The organism is Nonomuraea sp. NPDC004354 (genome assembly GCF_053602555.1).
The window spans coordinates 284,584-300,598 of sequence record NZ_JBSGDV010000002.1 but is presented as its reverse complement, the minus strand read 5'-3'; the positions used below and the strand labels follow the sequence as shown (position 1 = coordinate 300,598).

16 protein-coding genes are annotated in these 16,015 nt (G+C 69.9%); 9 read left to right on the top strand and 7 right to left on the bottom strand.

Annotated elements, in window-relative coordinates; genetic code table 11:
• Positions 1 to 170 precede the first annotated feature (170 nt).
• Entirely contained in the window at positions 171 to 1,121 is a 951-nt protein-coding gene (ypfJ, locus tag ACWENQ_RS07075) for a KPN_02809 family neutral zinc metallopeptidase (protein ID WP_449915940.1), read from the bottom strand.
• Positions 1,122 to 1,181: 60 nt separating this feature from the next.
• Here ypfJ and ACWENQ_RS07070 point away from each other — a divergent pair, with 60 nt between their 5' ends.
• Positions 1,182 to 1,823: a LysE family translocator gene (locus ACWENQ_RS07070; RefSeq protein ID WP_452413145.1), complete on the top strand. Its 642-nt coding sequence runs from the start codon at positions 1,182 to 1,184 to the stop codon at positions 1,821 to 1,823.
• A 42-nt stretch (positions 1,824 to 1,865) separates the two neighbouring features.
• Here ACWENQ_RS07070 and ACWENQ_RS07065 read toward each other — a convergent pair whose 3' ends face one another.
• The 4 genes from ACWENQ_RS07065 to ACWENQ_RS07050 form a co-directional block, all read right to left on the bottom strand.
• Positions 1,866 to 2,849 (bottom strand): aldo/keto reductase, encoded by a 984-nt coding sequence (locus ACWENQ_RS07065; protein WP_452413144.1) that lies wholly within the window; start codon positions 2,847 to 2,849, stop codon positions 1,866 to 1,868.
• A 140-nt stretch (positions 2,850 to 2,989) separates the two neighbouring features.
• Positions 2,990 to 3,823, bottom strand: coding sequence for a carbohydrate ABC transporter permease (locus ACWENQ_RS07060; protein ID WP_449915935.1), 834 nt, complete (start codon positions 3,821 to 3,823; stop codon positions 2,990 to 2,992).
• Positions 3,820 to 4,653 (bottom strand): carbohydrate ABC transporter permease, encoded by an 834-nt coding sequence (locus ACWENQ_RS07055; RefSeq protein ID WP_452413143.1) that lies wholly within the window; start codon positions 4,651 to 4,653, stop codon positions 3,820 to 3,822. The genes ACWENQ_RS07060 and ACWENQ_RS07055 overlap by 4 nt, the downstream gene beginning before the upstream one ends.
• 56 nt (positions 4,654 to 4,709) lie before the next feature.
• Positions 4,710 to 6,023, bottom strand: coding sequence for an ABC transporter substrate-binding protein (locus ACWENQ_RS07050; RefSeq protein WP_452413142.1), 1,314 nt, complete (start codon positions 6,021 to 6,023; stop codon positions 4,710 to 4,712).
• Between the two features lie 223 nt (positions 6,024 to 6,246).
• On the opposite strand from ACWENQ_RS07050, the gene ACWENQ_RS07045 reads away from it, so the two are divergent.
• The 3 genes from ACWENQ_RS07045 to ACWENQ_RS07035 are packed head-to-tail and all read left to right on the top strand — an operon-like array spanning position 6,247 to position 9,264.
• Positions 6,247 to 7,248, top strand: a complete 1,002-nt coding sequence (locus ACWENQ_RS07045) for an SIS domain-containing protein (protein WP_449915929.1) — start codon at positions 6,247 to 6,249, stop codon at positions 7,246 to 7,248.
• A 6-nt stretch (positions 7,249 to 7,254) separates the two neighbouring features.
• A complete protein-coding gene (locus ACWENQ_RS07040) occupies positions 7,255 to 8,154 on the top strand; it encodes a PfkB family carbohydrate kinase (protein WP_452413141.1) in 900 nt (299 codons plus the stop codon).
• Between the two features lie 12 nt (positions 8,155 to 8,166).
• Positions 8,167 to 9,264 carry a LacI family DNA-binding transcriptional regulator gene (locus ACWENQ_RS07035; RefSeq protein WP_449915925.1) on the top strand — a complete coding sequence of 366 codons (1,098 nt, stop codon included), beginning with the start codon at positions 8,167 to 8,169 and terminating at the stop codon, positions 9,262 to 9,264.
• 45 nt (positions 9,265 to 9,309) lie between these two features.
• Here ACWENQ_RS07035 and ACWENQ_RS07030 read toward each other — a convergent pair whose 3' ends face one another.
• Complete coding sequence (locus tag ACWENQ_RS07030; RefSeq protein WP_452413140.1) at positions 9,310 to 9,858, bottom strand: hypothetical protein; 549 nt, start codon at positions 9,856 to 9,858, stop codon at positions 9,310 to 9,312.
• A 62-nt stretch (positions 9,859 to 9,920) separates the two neighbouring features.
• On the opposite strand from ACWENQ_RS07030, the gene ACWENQ_RS07025 reads away from it, so the two are divergent.
• The 4 genes from ACWENQ_RS07025 (at position 9,921) to ACWENQ_RS07010 (ending at position 13,664) form a co-directional block, all read left to right on the top strand.
• Positions 9,921 to 10,793, top strand: a complete 873-nt coding sequence (locus ACWENQ_RS07025) for an oxidoreductase (RefSeq protein ID WP_449915923.1) — start codon at positions 9,921 to 9,923, stop codon at positions 10,791 to 10,793.
• A gap of 13 nt (positions 10,794 to 10,806) precedes the next feature.
• Positions 10,807 to 11,328, top strand: a complete 522-nt coding sequence (locus ACWENQ_RS07020) for a hypothetical protein (protein ID WP_452413139.1) — start codon at positions 10,807 to 10,809, stop codon at positions 11,326 to 11,328.
• 355 nt (positions 11,329 to 11,683) lie between these two features.
• On the top strand, positions 11,684 to 13,015 hold the full coding sequence (locus ACWENQ_RS07015) for a diacylglycerol/lipid kinase family protein (protein WP_452413138.1): 1,332 nt from the start codon (positions 11,684 to 11,686) through the stop codon (positions 13,013 to 13,015).
• Between the two features lie 172 nt (positions 13,016 to 13,187).
• A complete protein-coding gene (locus ACWENQ_RS07010) occupies positions 13,188 to 13,664 on the top strand; it encodes a hypothetical protein (RefSeq protein ID WP_452413137.1) in 477 nt (158 codons plus the stop codon).
• On the opposite strand, the gene ACWENQ_RS07005 is transcribed toward ACWENQ_RS07010, so the two are convergent.
• Positions 13,625 to 14,554 carry an MBL fold metallo-hydrolase gene (locus ACWENQ_RS07005; protein WP_452413136.1) on the bottom strand — a complete coding sequence of 310 codons (930 nt, stop codon included), beginning with the start codon at positions 14,552 to 14,554 and terminating at the stop codon, positions 13,625 to 13,627. The two genes, ACWENQ_RS07010 and ACWENQ_RS07005, sit on opposite strands and share 40 nt — an antisense overlap.
• A 137-nt stretch (positions 14,555 to 14,691) precedes the next feature.
• On the opposite strand from ACWENQ_RS07005, the gene ACWENQ_RS07000 reads away from it, so the two are divergent.
• Complete coding sequence (locus ACWENQ_RS07000) at positions 14,692 to 15,546, top strand: LysR family transcriptional regulator (protein ID WP_449915914.1); 855 nt, start codon at positions 14,692 to 14,694, stop codon at positions 15,544 to 15,546.
• The last annotated feature ends 469 nt before the right edge of the window (positions 15,547 to 16,015 follow it).

The window sequence follows — 16,015 nt, the reverse complement described above, 5'->3', positions numbered from 1 at the left end:
CCTCGCATCTGCCCGGGGCCGGGGTGATCAGTCCGGCACCCGGGCCGACCGGCCCCGATCAGATGCCGCCGGGCTCAGATGCCGCCGGGCTCAGATGCCACCGGGGTCAGATGCCACCGGGGTCAGATGCCACCGGGGTCAGATGCCACCGGGATCAGACGGCACCGGGGTCAGATGCCTCCGGTGAAGGTGTCGCAGCGGCCGGGGTCGCCGCTCTCGTAGCCGGTGCTGAACCACTTCTCGCGCTGCGCGGAGGTGCCGTGCGTGAAGGCGTCGGGCACGACCATGCCCGTGGTCCGGCGCTGGATGCTGTCGTCGCCGACGGCCGAGGCGGCGCTGAGGGCCTCGTCGATGTCGGCCTGCGTGAACGGCTGGGTGTAGAAGCCGGTGCGCACCGCGTTGTGGGCCCACACGCCCGCGTAGCAGTCGGCCTGCAGTTCGAGGCGGACGGCGCCGCTGGTGGCGCCCCGCCGGCCGTGGCCGACCCTGTCCATGGTGCCGACCAGGTTCTGGATGTGGTGACCGTACTCGTGGGCGATCACGTACGCCTGGGCGAAGGGGCCGCCCTTCGCGCCGAAGTCGCGCTGGAGGGTGTCGAAGAACGTCAGGTCGAGGTACACCTTCTGGTCGGCGGGGCAGTAGAACGGGCCGACCGAGGCGTCGGCCGGGCCGCAGGCGGTGTTGACGGCCCGGGAGAACAGCACGGTCTTGGCCGGGGTGTAGGTGCGGTCGCGCTCGGCGAACGCCTGCCGCCAGTAGGCCTGGATGCTGTTGACGGTGCCGACGATGCGGCAGTCCTCCGACTGGTCGGCGTCCGCGCCGGTACGGCAGCGGGCGGCCAGGTTGCCGCTCGGCGACCCCTGTGGCGCGGGCAGCGACTGCTGGGGTTGGCGGGCGGGCTCGTCGATGGAGATGTTCGTCGGCACGATCTGGAACAGGAACAGCGCGGCGATGCCGACCAGCAGGAGCAGGCAGCCGGCGCCCTTGCCGCCGACCGGGACGGCGCAGCCGCCGGGCAGCATGCCGCCGCTCGGTCCCCGGCCCGGCCCTGGTCCGGGCCCGGCGGCTCTGACGTCCTCGACCTGGGAGGGGTCAAGCTCGGCATCGTCCTCGAACTGCATGTCGATGCCCTTCCCGGGTCATTGGTCAAATACGCTCCGTAATTGTGCAAAATGGGGCACATGATGGGTGGACTTATCGGGATTGCATTGGTGTCGCTCGGCATGGTCCTCACCCCGGGACCGAACATGATCTATCTGATCTCTCGCTCGATCACCCAAGGCAGGCGGGCGGGCCTCATCTCGTTGATGGGCGTGATGCTCGGCTTCACGCTCTACCTGACCGCCACGTGCCTCGGCCTCACCGCGATCTTCGCGCTGGTGCCCGCGGCGTACACGGCGCTGAAGCTGGCCGGCGCGGCCTACCTCGGATGGCTGGCGTGGAAGGCGCTCAAGTCCGGCGGCGGCTCGGTGTTCGAGCCGAGGGAGCTGGAGCCCGTCTCGCCGCGCAGGCTCTTCTCCATGGGACTGGTCACCTGCCTGCTCAACCCGAAGATCGCGATTCTCTACCTGTCGCTGCTGCCGCAGTTCGTCGACCCCCAGGCCGGGCACATCCTGCTCCAGAGCCTCGCGCTGGGCTCGGTCCAGGTCGCCATCGGCACCGTCGTCAACGGCCTGATCGCGATCTCCGCAGGCACGCTGGCCGCGTTCCTGGCCAGTCGCCCGCTGTGGGTGCGCGTCCAGCGCTACTTCATGGGCACCGTCCTCGGCGGCATGGCCATCCACCTGGCCATGGACCGCTCGCGCGCGGTGGTCGCCGCCTGACGGCGGGCGCCGATGACCTCCTGACGCCCCCGTGACGGGAGGTCACCAGCGGTGGTGCACCTGGGCGCGGATCCTCCGGTCATACAGGTCCCGTACGGCCCGCAGCGTCGCCTCGGGCAGCGCCGGCAGCGCGGCGGCCTCCGCGTTGGCCCGCGCTTGCTCGGGCGAGCGGGCGCCGGGGATGACCGCCGTCACGCCCGGCTGCTGGATGACCCAGCGCAGCGCCGCCTGCGCGGGCGAGACCCCCTCGGGAGCCAGCGCCGCGAACTCCGCCGCCGCCTCCACCCCGGCGGCGAAGTCGACGCCGGAGAACGTCTCGCCCTGGTCGAAGCGCTCGCCGTGCCGGTTGTAGGACCGGTGGTCGTCCGCGGGGAAGACCGTGTCCTTGGTGTACCTGCCCGACAGCAGCCCCGAGGCCAGCGGGACCCTGGCGATGATCCCCACTCCCTTGTCCGCCGCCGCGGGCAGCACGCGCTCCAGCGGCTTCATCCTGAAGGCGTTGAAGATGATCTGCACGCCGGCGGTGCCGGGCCGCTCGATCGCGGTCAGCGCCTCGTCGCAGGTCTCCACGCTCACCCCGTAGGCGGCGATCGCGCCCTCCTCGACGAGCGTGTCGAGAGTGTCGAAGACGGCCTGCGAGGAGTAGACGGAGGCCGGCGGGCAGTGCAGCTGCACCAGGTCCAGCCGGTCGACGCCCAGGTTCGCGCGGGACCGGTCCGTCCAGGCGCGGAAGTTGTCGAGCGTGTAGAGGGCGGGGTCCAGCGCGACCCTCCGGCCCATCTTGGTCGCCACCATGACGTCCGCGTCGGGACGCTCGCGCAGGTAGGCGCCGATCAGCTGCTCGCTGCGGCCGTCGCCGTACACGTCGGCGGTGTCGAAGAAGGTCACGCCCGCCTCGACGGCCGCGTCGAGAACGGCCAGCGCGTCCTTCTCGGCGACCTCGCCCCAGTCGGCGCCGAGCTGCCACGTGCCCAGGCCGACGACGGAGACGCGCCGGCCTGTCCTGCCGAATGTCCGCTGTTCCATGCGCCCAGCATCAAGCGCACCTCGCTGACCTGTCCAATCGCCCGCCTGGGCAGCCCCCTCGCCGGCGGGCCGTCAGGCGAGGGCCTGCCGTACCGCGGACAGGCAGCGTTCCACCACACAGCTCGGCGGCCCGCGGCCGCTCACTTTCCGATGCCGTCGGCGAGGCCTTTGACGATGTAGCGCTGGCCGAGGAAGAACAGCAGCACCACGGGAAGCGCCGCGATCACCATCCCCGCGAACACCACCGGGTAGTCGGTGCCGTGCTTGCTCATCAGGCTGGTCAGCCCGACCGGCAGGGTCTGCACGCCGCTGCCGCTGGTGAAGACCATCGCGAAGAGGTACTCGTTCCACGCGAACAGGACATGCAGCATGACCGTCGAGGTGATGATCGGCTTGCTCATGGGGAGGATGACGCGCCAGAAGGCGGTCCAGCGGCCCGCGCCGTCCATCTCCGCGGCCTCGTCCACCTCGCGCGGGAGGTCGATCATGTAGGCGCGGATGAGGAAGGTCGTGAACGGCACGCGGAAGGCGGTGTACAGGATGAGCAGCGCCCAGAAGCTGTTGTAGAGCCCCATCGCCTGGAACATCTTCACCAGCGGCACCAGCGCCACGGTGGGAGCCAGCATGAGCCCGCCGAGGATGACCGCGGTGACCGCCTTGGGGAACGGGATGCTGACGCGGGTCAGTCCGTAGGCGGCCCACGCGCTGACGAAGACGGTGGCGATCGTCGAGGTGACGGTGACCAGCACGCTGGTGGTCAAGTAGTCGTCGACCCCCCTGTTCCACGCCTTCCGGTAGTTGGCGAAGCTCCAGTCGACGGGCAGCGCGAACGGGTCGCCGAACAGCTCGGCGTTCGACTTGAACCCGTTGAGGACCATCCACAGCAGGGGATAGACCACGACGACCGCGAGGGCGAGCAGGAAGGCCCACATGAACACCCGCGCGACCAGGCCGAGAAAGCTCAGTCGCCTCACCAGTCCACCCTTCTCTTGCGCGTGAACCACAGCTGCGCCATGGCGATGCCGAGCGTGATGACGAAGATCAGCGTGGCGATGGCGGCGGCGTAGCCGAAGTTGTTGCGCACGAAGCCGCTGCGGTACAGCCACGTGCCCATGACCTGGGTCGAGTTGTTCGGGCCGCCACTGGTCATGACCATGACCTCGTTGAACACCTGGAACGCCCCGGAGATGGTCACCATCGTCATGAGCCCGGTCATCTCGCGCACCAGAGGCACCGTCACGTGCGTGAAGCGGCGGACCGGTCCGGTGCCGTCGATGGCCGCGGCGCCGTACAGCTCGGCCGGGATGCGCTGGATGGCGACGGCGAACAGCAGCGTGGAGTAGCCGAAGCCCTGCCACTGGCTCATCGCGATGACCGCCGGCATCGCCGTGCTCTCCTGGCCGAGCCACGAGTGGTCGAACTGGCCCAGGCCCACCGCCTCCAGCGCGTGGTTGAGCGGGCCCATGCTCGGCTCGTAGATGAAGTAGAACAGCAGGCCCGCGACGGTCAGCGAGATCGCCGAGGGGATGAAGTAGACCGCCCGCAGGCCGCGCCGCCACCTCTCGCTGCGGATGCTCTCGATGAGCGCGGCCAGCACGAGCGCGCCGAAGACCTGGAACACGATCGAGATCACCGCGTACAGCAGGTTGTTGCCGAACGACGACCAGAAGACGGGGTCGTCGAGCAGTCTGCGGTAGTTGTCCAGGCCGACGTACTCCTGGCCGCCGCTGTAGATGTCCCACTTGAGGGTGCTGAACCCGATGTTCTGCGCGAGCGGCAGGTAGACGAACACCCCGACAAGCACGAGGGCAGGGGCGACCCACGCGAGCCCGGCCGCCCGGCGAGAGACGGCGCGCACGGCTACCGGGCCGTCCGGGAGGCCTGGCGCACGCTCTCGAGCACCTGCTCGGGGGTCTGGCCGCCGCTGATGAGGGCCTCGCCGCCGGCCAGCCAGGCGTCGGCGACCTCGGGGACGGTGACCATGTCGAGCCAGCTGGCCAGCCGCGGCGCGGCGTTGACCAGCTCGATGCCCTCGAACACCGCCTTGCTGGACGTCTCGGGCGTGACGGCGCCGACGACGGTGCTGGGCTGGCCGTACGGGGGAGAGGAGAGGACCTTGGCGTTCTCGACCTCGGTCACGAACTTCATGAAGTCGACGGCGAGCGCGGCGCGCGGCGACCTGGCGTTGATCAGGTAGCCCTCCGGCGCGCCCTCGATGACCTTGGGGTCGCCCGCGGCACCCGAGGGGACGGGCAGCGGGAAGATGCCGAAGTCCTCGGGGGTGAGCCCCCGGCCGGCGGTCGTGCTGTCGAACTCCAGGATCTCCTGGTAGTACATGGCGGCCTTGCCGTTGGCGAACGCCTCCTGCGCCGAGGTGTACAGGACACCGTTGGTGCCGCTGCCGGTGTCGGTGCAGTCGGTGACGAGGGTCTTGAACTGCTTGAGCGCGGCGAGGTAGCCGGGGTGGTCGAGCTTGGCCGTGGCAGGGCGGACGTCGGCCTCGCGGGTCTCGCCTGGCACGTCGTAGGCGAACAGCTGCTGCAGGTAGTGCAGTGCGGGCCAGCCGTCCTTGTTGCCGAACGCGATCGGCTCGTAGCCCGCCTTGCGCAGCGCCCGGCAGCTGCCGACGAGCTCCTCGAACGTGGTGGGCACCTTGAGGCCCGCCTTGGCGAAGGCGGCCTTGTTGTAGCCCATGAACTTGCCGTTGTTGTAGAGCGGGATGCCGTAGTACTTGCCGTCGAAGGCGAAGGCGGACAGTGAGGACTCGCCGAAGGTGCGACCCCACTCGGTGCCGGGGCCGATCACCTTCGTCAGGTCGGCCGCCCTGCCGCCGCGGACGAAGTTCTCCGCCCAGTTGCCCGTCCAGGTGAAGTAGACGTCGGGCAGCGCGTCGGAGGCGGTCAGGGTCTTGGTCTTGTCCTTGATGCTCTGGTCGGTCTCCTGGATGAGCTCGACCTTCACGCCAGGGTGCCGCTTCTGGTAGGCGGCGGCGAGCTTCTCGAAGTACGGGCTCAGCGGATCGCCCGCGAACTTGGTGAGGACGCTGAGCGTGCCGGAGAAATCCGGTTTCGCCGCGACGTCGGCGGCCGGAGCCGGCGCCGTACCGCCTGAGCAGCCGGTGAGGGCGAGCGACCCGGCCAGTACGGCCAGCGTCGTCAATGGGCGAGGACGCATGGGCTTCCTTTCTCTCGGAGTGCCTCGGCACCTCGGATCCGCGTGGTGAGGGCCGACTGTACAGCCGATCTGATACCGGTACCAGAGGGAAGTTGAAAAGATCTTCCTTCTCGGGTCGCCACCTCTGACCTGCTGAACAGTTGACGGAGATGGTTGCGCTGTGCCAGCGTGATCCCCGCGTGATACCGGTATCAGGTCGCGTCACTCCCGAAAGGACCCGAACATGCTCGGCTTCAACGAGCCCGAATTCCTCTCCCAGCTGGCGAGCACGGTGGCCCTGCGCCCGCGGATCGAGGAGGTCGCCGACCGCCTCGTGGAGGAGGGGTTCGACAACCTCCTCCTGGTCGGCGCCGGCGGCACCTACGCGCAGATGTGGCCGTACGAGCACCTGGCCAGGCGTTCGTCCCGCCTCGCCGTACGGGCGGTGATCGCGGCCGAGCTGATCGCCTCGGGCGACGCGGGTCTGGGCGAGCGCACCGCGGCGATCTTCACCTCGGTGACGGGCACGACCGACGACAGCGTCCGCGCCATCGAGTACTGCAAGGCCAAGGGCGCCTACACGATCGGTTTCACCGGCCACCCCGACTCGCCCGTCGCCACCAAGGTCGACGTCGCGCTCGTCTCCGAGCCGAAGGCCTGGCCGTTCGACCCCCAGATGCTGCTGTTCATGGGACGCCTGCTGTCGCGCAGGGGCGAGTTCGACGGCTACGACAAGCTCGCCGCCGAGCTCGCGGGCATCCCCGGCGTCCTGCTCGAGGTGGCGAAGCAGGCCGAACCCGTGGCCGCGGCCTTCGCCGAGGCCCACCAGGACACCGACTACCACTTCCTCGTCGGCGGCGGAAACCTCTGGGGCTTCACCTACCTCTACTCGATGTGCATCCTCGAGGAGATGCAGTGGCTGCGCACCACACGGGTGCACAGCGCCGAGTTCTTCCACGGCTCGCTCGAACTGCTCGAGGAGGACACCAGCGTGATCGTCTTCCAGGGTGAGGACGAGACGCGCGCCCTCACCGACCGCGTCGAGTCCTTCGCCAGGCGCATCTCCAAGGACGTCACCGTCTTCGACACCCGCGACTACCCGCTCGACGGCATCAGCCCCGAGTTCCGCGGCCTGCTCGCGCCCCTCGTGCTCGACACCGTGATGGGCAGGGTGAGCAAGCACCTGGAGCGGGTCCGGGACCACTCACTCGACCTGCGCCGCTACTACCGCGTCATGGACTACTGAGCCTTCATGAGAGTCCTCGGCTTCGGCGACAACATCGTCGACCGGTTCGTCGACCGCGGCATCGACTATCCGGGCGGCAACAGCGTGAACGTCGCCGTCTACGCCGGCCGCCTCGGCGTCGAAGCCGCCTACCTGGGAGTCTTCGGCGACGACGACCTCGGCGGCTTCCTCCGCGAGTCGATCGCCGCGCAGGGCGTCGCCGTCGACCACTGCGTCGTACGGCAGGGCGAGACGGGGGTCTCCACCCTGCGCGTCGACGACGGCGACCGGGTCTTCCTCGGCTGGAACGGCGGCGGCGTCACGGTCCGGGAGCCGCTCGTGCTCGACGGCGAGCTGCTCGACCACGCCTCGTCCTTCGACCTGGTGCACTCCAGCGTCTACTCCCGCAGCGAGAGCGAGCTGCCCAAGCTCGACACGCTCGTGAGTTTCGACCTGTCGAGCGAGGAGGACTACCGCGCCCCCGCCTACCTCGACCGCGTCTGCCCGCACGCCGACCTGGTGCTGCTCTCGTGCTCCCACCTCGACGAGGGCGCCACCCGCGCGCTGCTCGCCGACGCCGTACGGCGGGGCGCGGGCCTGGCGCTGGCCACCCGCGGCGTGGCGGGCGCGATCGCCCACGACGGCCGCGTGACCGTCGCGGCCCCGGCCCGCCCCGTCGCGCAGGACGCCGTCGTCGACACCATGGGCTGCGGCGACGCCTTCCTGGCCGGCTTCGCCGTCTCCCTGCTGCGCGCCGGGTGGTCGGCCGGCCGGCGACCGTCGGAGCGCATGATCGAGCGGGCCCTGCACGACGGCGCTGACAGCGCCTACCGGCAGTGCTTCGTCGAAGGCGCGTTCGGCCACGGGCGGCCCGTCGAACGGCGGGCCCTGGCTAGCATGTGGCCAGGCTCCGAACGCGAGAAATGAGGGACGTCATCCATGCCAGCTGACCGGGGCCGCGCGGCGGGACCGCCGACGATCTCCGAGGTGGCCGCCGAGGCCGGCGTCGGCCGGGCCACCGCGGCCCGGACACTCGGCGGGTACGGATACGTCAGCCCCGAACTGCGGGAACGGGTGCTCGCCGCCGCCGAGAAGCTCGGCTACCGGGCCAACGCGCTGGCGCGCAGCATGTCGACCGGCGTCAGCCACACCCTCGGCGTGATCGTCGCCGACATCGGCAACCCGTTCTTCGCCGGCGTGGTGCGCGGCATCTGCGACACCTCCCGCGCCAGAGGCTTCGACACGATCGTGCTGAGCACGTACGAGGACCTCGACGAGGAGGTCGCGGCGACGAACGTGCTCATCGACAAGCGCGTCGACGGCTTCATCGTCGCCTCGGCGGCGATCGGCAAGGGCGAGGTCGCCCACATCAAGGCGGCGGTCGAGAGGGGCATCCCCGTCGTGCTCGTGGACCGCGCGGTCGCCGCCCTCGACCTCGACGCCGTCGTCATCGACAACCGCGACGCGGCCAGGGAGGCGGTCGAGACGCTGATCGCGGCGGGCCACCGCAGGATCGGGTTCGTGTGGGGGCCGCCCGCGCCCGAAGCGCCCGCGACCAGGCGCGGGCTGCTGGCCGAGGCGTCGCGCAACCTGTGGACGGACGGCGAGCGGCTGCGCGGCTACCTCGACGCGCTCGACGACGCCCGCATCCCCTTCGACCCCGAACTGGTGATGGTCGGGCCCAAGACCGAGGAGCGGGCGACCGAGGAGGTCACCCGCATGCTCGCCCTGCCCGACCGCATCACCGCCGTCTTCTGCACCGAGACCGACGCGGTGACCGGAGCGCTGCGGGCGCTGCGGACGGCGGGGCTGGCCTGCCCGCGCGACGTGGCGCTGATCGGGTTCGACGACAGCTCGTGGGCGGCGGTCATGGAGCCGCCGCTGACGATGATCGAACAGCCGGTGCACGAGCTGGGGGCCAAGGCGGCCCAGGTGCTGCTGGACACGATCGGCGGCGCGGATCCGCGCGGCGAGATGCACACCCTGAGGTCGCGACTGGTCGTGCGCTCCTCGGTCACCCCGCCGATGGCGCCCTGAGAACGGGCCGGGCGCTCCTCGGTCGGCCCGCCGGCGGCCGGCCGTTCACGCGTCTTCCGGCAGCTCCCGAGTAACGCCAGGCGATCCGGTCACGGACGGCCACGACCGCTGCGGCAGCGGCCGTGGCCGCGTTACCTCGGCGGACGCCGTGGCGATGAACGCCTCGACGGCGGATCGCACGTCGTCGCCCCGTCCGGTCAGGGTTCGCCTGTCCCGGGCCTCGTGCATGTCGGCAGCGAGAGCCATGGCGTCCTCCGCCAGACGCGAGATCTCGGGGTCCTCGGCCAGCAGCCGGACGCGGTAGAGAGCATGCCAGGCGGACGCGCGGAGCCGGTAGGAGGTCGCCTTGGCCTCGTCGTAGGCCGGCGTCGGCTCGCCTTCCAAGGCGCGCAGGGCGCGGTCGTACTGCGCTGTCCTGAACTGCAGAACGGCACCGGCGAAACCGCTGTAGACGGTCATGCGTTCCTCGCGCAGTCGGGCGGAGATCGCGAACTGTTCGGCCCGCTGGGTGGCTCTCTGCTGGAAGAGGTAGGTGACGAGGGAACCCAACAGCGTTCCCCCGATGGCGATGAGCCCCGCTATGACGGCTTCCATGGGGACAGTTGATCACAGCGCCTTTGCCGGCGCCTCCCGCACGACGTCTAGGGTGGGTGAACGTGACGACGGAACGATGGGCACTCGGCGGCGACCTGAGCGTCGCGAGGATCGGCTACGGCGCGATGAAGCTGACCGGTTGGCCGAAAGGCGACCGGCCCACCCGGGAGACGGCCCTGGCCGTCCTGCGCCGGGCGGTCGAACTCGGGGTGAACCACATCGACACCTCGCACTACTACGCGCGCGACGGCGTGGCGGCCAACGAGCTGATCAGGGAGGCGCTGCACCCCTACCCGGACGACCTGGTGATCGTGACCAAGGTCGGGGCACTGGTCGAGGGCTCCGACCTGGCCCTACCCGCGGCGGAGAAGACCGGTCTCACCCCTGACAACCTGCGCCGCGGCATCGAGGCGAACCTGCGCTCGCTCGGCGTCGACCGCCTGGACGTGGTGAACCTGCGGCTGGGCGACCTCGACCGTGCCGTGACACCGCTGGCCGGCCCCCTGGAAACGCTGTGCGCGCTGCGCGACGAGGGCCTGATCCGCCACCTCGGCGTCTCCAACGTCACCGCCGCCGAGCTCGCCGAAGCCCGCACGATCACGCCGATCGCCTGCGTCCAGAACCTCTACAACCTGGCCAGGCGTGACGACGACCCGCTCGTCGACGCCTGCGCGGAAGCGGGCATCGCCTACGTCCCGTTCTTCCCGGTCGGCGGTTTCCAGCCGATCACGACCGAGCGCCTGGACGCTGTCGCCGCCCGCCACCGCGCGACCGTGCCGCAGGTGGCGCTGGCCTGGCTGCTGGCCCGGTCACCGAACATCCTCCCGATCCCCGGCACCGGCTCCCTGGAGCACCTGGAGGAGAACGTCGCCGCGGGCACCCTCGAGCTCAGCCCGGAAGACATCTCCACTCTGGAGAATCCGGCCGGGCAGTGAGACGATCTTCCGCGTGCTCCCCCTCCGCCGGGTCGCGGCCGGTTTCCTGATCGCTTTCGTCACCCTGAGCCTGTTCGGGTTCGACATCCTCGTCGACCCGGTCGGCTGGCTCCTGGTCGTCCTCGGGCTGTCGAGCATGAAGGCCGCGAACGACACGGTGTTCGGCCCGGCCCACGCGAGCGCCGTGGTGGCGATGGTGCTGTCGCTGGCGATGTTCGTCGGGCTCGGCCGGTTCCTCTTCATCGGCCTCCTGCACAGCATCGCCGTCATCCTCACGATCTGGTTCATCGCCGACGGGATCGTCAAACGCGCCCGCGCCCAGAACGACCCGCCGACGGCCTCGACGTTCGACACGCTGCGATGGGTGGTCACGGTCGTCCTGTCCGCCGAGCTTCTTTCCGGCTACGTGTTCCCGGGGACGCCCTGGGTGGCGCTCGCCGCCCTCGTCGCCGCCATCTGGTTCGTGGTGCAGCTCTACCGCTACGCGGACCAGCCGTACCTCACACCCGGCCCCCGAGGGCCCGTCGCGTCCTGAGCGCGGTGCCCGTCAGGCGACGAGCCGGGGGACCCGTGCGTGTCGCGTCCTGAGCGCGTGCCGGTCAGGCGACGAGCCGGGGGACCCGTGCGTGTCGCGTCCTGAGCGCGTGCCGGTCAGGCGGCGAACCGGGGGACCCGTACGAGTCGCGTCCTGCGGCCGGGGCCGGACGGGTGGACGGCCGGCGGACTGTTCGGGCACGCTGTCGCGTCCGGCTCCTGGCCCGGATCGTGCCGTGGCGCCGCCCCGGACTTCCGCGAAGCGGCGGGCCGTACCGCGGGAGTCACCTCAGCCGGGTGACGCCCGGTTGGCGTGATGGCGGTGCCATGGGGGGATACAGGTCTCAGGAGCACCCGTGAACACCGCCACAAGCCGCACCAGCCGGACGCGGACCTGGATCGCCCGCCTCTCTCTTGTCACGGCGGCGGCCGCCGCGGTGATTCCGATGGCCTCCGCGGGGCTGCGCAGCATCACGCTCCTCGGCCTCGGAGTGGCGGGGCTGGCCCTTACCGTCGCCGCGCTGTGGTGGGCGCTCACCCATCGCGGCGTGGCACGCGCGTGCGCGGCCGTGTTGGTCATCGCCGTCCCCGTCGCCGTGCTCGTCAGGTATGCGATCGTCGGGATGCTCTGGCCGGTGGTCATGTCGGGCGTGCTGATGATGCTGGCCGTGCTCATCGGCCGGGTCGCTCTCGGCATGGGCTCCGAGCCTGCCTCTTCACGGGAGTTCCCGGCGCTCCCGCTCAGGCGTCCGTTCCTGATCATGAACCCACGCTCGGGCGGTGGAAAGGTGAGCGCGTTCGACCTGGTGGCCAAGGCGCGAGCACGTGGAGCGCAGGTCGCGGTTCTCGATCCGGCTCATCACCAGGACGTGACCGAGCTGGCGCGCAAGGCCGTGGCCGAAGGCGCGGACCTCCTGGGCGTCGCGGGCGGCGACGGAACGCAGGCCCTGGTGGCCGCAGTGGCGGCCGAGCACGGCGTCCCTTTCATGGTCATTTCCGCGGGCACCCGCAACCACTTCGCCATGGACCTCGGGCTGGATCGGAACGACCCCTCCACGTGCCTGGCAGCGCTCGACGAAGGCGTGGAGATCCGCGTCGACCTGGGACGCATCAACGATCGGGTCTTCGTCAACAACGCGTCCTTCGGCGCCTACGCGGCCATCGTGCAAAGCCCCGCCTATCGCGATGACAAGACGCACACCACCTTGGAGATGCTGCCCGAACTCCTTACTGGTCAGCGCGGCCCCCGCCTCACCGTACGGACCGACACCGTGACCGTCGAGGACCCGCAGGCCGTACTGGTGAGCAACAACCCCTACCACGTGGGAGACCCCGCCGGCCTCGGCCGTCGTGCCCGCCTGGACTCGGGGGTTCTCGGCGTCCTCAGCGTCAAGGTGGACAACGCCGTGCAGGCCGCCGGCCTGATCCGCAGGGGCCGGTCGGGCGGGCTGACCTCGCTCACCGCCCGCGAGGCCGTCATCGATGCCGACGTGCCGGAGATCCCCGTGGGGGTCGACGGGGAGGCGCTCATGGTCGCGACCCCGGTGCACTGCCGTATTCAGCCCGGGGTCCTGCGCGTGCGCGTACCGGCCAGCAGCCGACGCGGAACGGCCCGCGCCCGGCCACGCCTGGACTGGCGCCGGCTGTGGCACCTGGCCGTCTCCCCAAGACAACACCAGTCCCCATGACAGAACTCGGCGCCGAGTCCATCGTCGTGGGCGCGGTCAAGCTGGCGCTGAACAACGTCGACAAGCTGCTCTTCTCCTGAAGCCGGTCAGGAAGGGGGGCGAAGCGCCAAGGGGCTCAATAAACCGCAAGATGGCCGACAGTCGCCGATCCAGGGCCAGCTATGGTCTGATCATGAACAAGGCGCGCATGGTCGTGCTGATGGTGGGTGTCGCGTTCGTCGGGTTGATCGGCGTCGTCACAATCCCTGTGCTCACTCGTGACACGAATGACTGGGGCATGTGCGGTGAGGAATATGACCGCATAGACCGGGCTCTGGTGCCGTTCGACATTTTGGAGGCACGTCCGCACGGTGCCGTCCCGCACGGGGCGCGCGAATCCAGCTGCGACACTGACGACTATTTCGCATCCGTGTCCCAGTCCTATCGACCGGCACGGCCGCAAGCCTCACAGGAAGACGTGGAGTCCTACTACCGTGCCATCGCCCTGCGGCATGACTGGAAGGTCGTCTCCAGCGAGGACTCGCCTGAGGGTGAGGAATGTGTGGTGAAGGGTGACGAGGGCGCTCAGGTCGAGATGTCGGTCTGGTTCCCGCCGGACGCGGGAGGCGACTACTCCGTGAGCGTGTCCACCTGGCCCTGCGGCCGTTGATGAGGTCCGCCGACGTGTTCGGCGCACAGGCAGCCGACGCCCTTCTCGATCCACTCCTGCCCGTCCCATTCCGGGTGGCGCGCGATCATCAGGGCTGTGACTTCCTCTTTGATCGTCTCCTCGCTCATGGCCGAGTCGCGGCGTACCCAGGTTTCGTCGCGCAGCAGCTGAAGATAGTCGCGGACATCGGCCAGCAGCTCCGCGCCGCCGATGTCGCCGTGGCCCGGGACCACGACCCGCGGGCTCTGCTCGGCCAGCCGCTGCATCACCGCGATCCACCGGATGCCGGACACGTCGGTGTCGTGTGGCGGGAACCACGGGAAGATCGCGAACTGCCCTGCCTCCACGAGGTCGCCGGTGAACATCACCCCGGCGTCGGGCACCGTGATCACCTGGTCGCCCTTGCTGTGCGCCCGTCCGGTGGCCCGCAGCCGTACCATCCGGCCACCCAGGTCGAGGTCGTAGGAGTCGTCATAGACGATGTCCGGCGTGGCGAGTTCGACGCCCTCCAGCTGCCGGGCGACCGGTTCGCCGAGTCCCTTGAACATGTCGAGGTAACCGGGGCCCTTCGTGGCCAGGTCTTCGGCTTGCGCGCGGTTGATCAGGAACGTCGCCTCCCCGGCGAACGTCTGGGCGCCGTAGGCGTGCTCGGGGTGGAAGTGTGTCGTGGTCAGGTACAGCTTGCGGCCGCGCGCGTACTCGGTGGCGAACTCGAGGACGGTTTCCGCGTTGCCTGGACCCATCCCGGTCTCGACGACCAGGGCGGAATGAGTGCCACCGATGACCCCGATGTTGGGCACCAGCTGCACACGCCGGTTCGGGATCACCAGCAGATCGCGCGCGAGCTCCTGAACTCCGGTGATCTGCACAACGGGCTGGTATTCGGCCATGGCGGCGACTCCTCGGAAAGCCATGATCGCCAGGTGGTCGTCCGGGCGATCGGTCCTGCCCAGTCCATCTCCGGATCGCCCGAGGCGTCCAACACCGATCTCCCACACCCGATACCGTGCGGGTATCGTCGCCGGTGATGGAGCTACGCCTGCTGCGTTACTTCGTGGCCGTCGCCGAGGAACGCCACTTCGGCCGCGCCGCCACCCGTCTGCACATGACCCAGCCGCCTCTCAGCCGAGCCGTCAAACAGCTGGAGAGCGATCTCGGCACCACCCTGCTGCGCCGTTCGTCCACGGGAGTAACGCTCACCGCCGCCGGTACGGCGCTCTACGACGAGGCGCGCACGCTGCTGGACCAGGCGGAGCAGGCGCGCGCCCGGGTCGCCGCCGCAACCGACGCCATCACTCTTGGGACTCTGGGCGACAGCGCCGAACAGGCGGGCACCCACCTCGCCGCCGCCTTCCGGCAGCATCACCCCGGAGTCGACGTCCGCATCCGCGAAGCGGGCTTCACCGACCCGACCACCGGCCTGCGCCACGGTCTCGTCGACGTCGCCCTCACCAGGGCGCCCTTCGACGACACGGGGATCAAGATCCACGTGCTGCGCTCCGACCCCGTCGGCGTGGTCCTGCGCACCGACGACCCGCTTGCTCAGCGCGACGTCCTGCACGTGCGTGATCTCGCTGATCGCCGCTGGTTCCAGTTTCCCGACGGGACCGATCCGATCTGGCGCTCCTACTGGAACGCCGGCGAGCCGCGGGACGGCCCCGTGGTGCGGACCGTCCACGAGTGCCTGCAGGCCGTTCTGTGGAACGGCACGCTCGGGCTGGCACCCCTCGCCCATGCGCTGCCTGACGGCCTCACCGCCGTCCCCCTGGCCGACATGCCGCCCAGCCCCCTCGTCGTCGCCTGGAACAGCGCCAACGACAACCCGTTGATCCGCTCGCTCACCCGCATCGCCACGGCCGTCTTTCGTCAGGCGCGGGGTTGACCCTCACCCGATCGGGCCCTGGATCGATGCCGCCCCAGGGCGGGTCGCTCCCGGTGGGTGACCACAGACCTAGACAAGGAGACGCTGCGGGTACGGCGGGGCCGTCGACGTCCGAGGCCGGAACCGGCCGTGGTGACCGCTACTGAAGGGCCAATGACCCGAGTGAGCTCAAGGTCTGCGAGAGGTGCCGGCTATCTACTACGTAGACAAGGCTGACCTGATTCCGTGTCGACGTGAGCCGTAACCCTGGTGATCTTCCCTTTGGACATTGCCATTACTGGAGACCTCGCTGATCAGGTGACGGTCATCCCACCACCCGTAGGTGAAGCTCCAGGCGTCAGGGAAGTCTGCTGGCACGGCACAGCACGTTCACCGGACGATCCGTGCGGCGCTCAACCGCGTACGGCGCGGAAGACCCCGATGAGCCGCTGAAAGAGGCCGGCTGAGGCCCAAAGCCAAAGGGGCCATG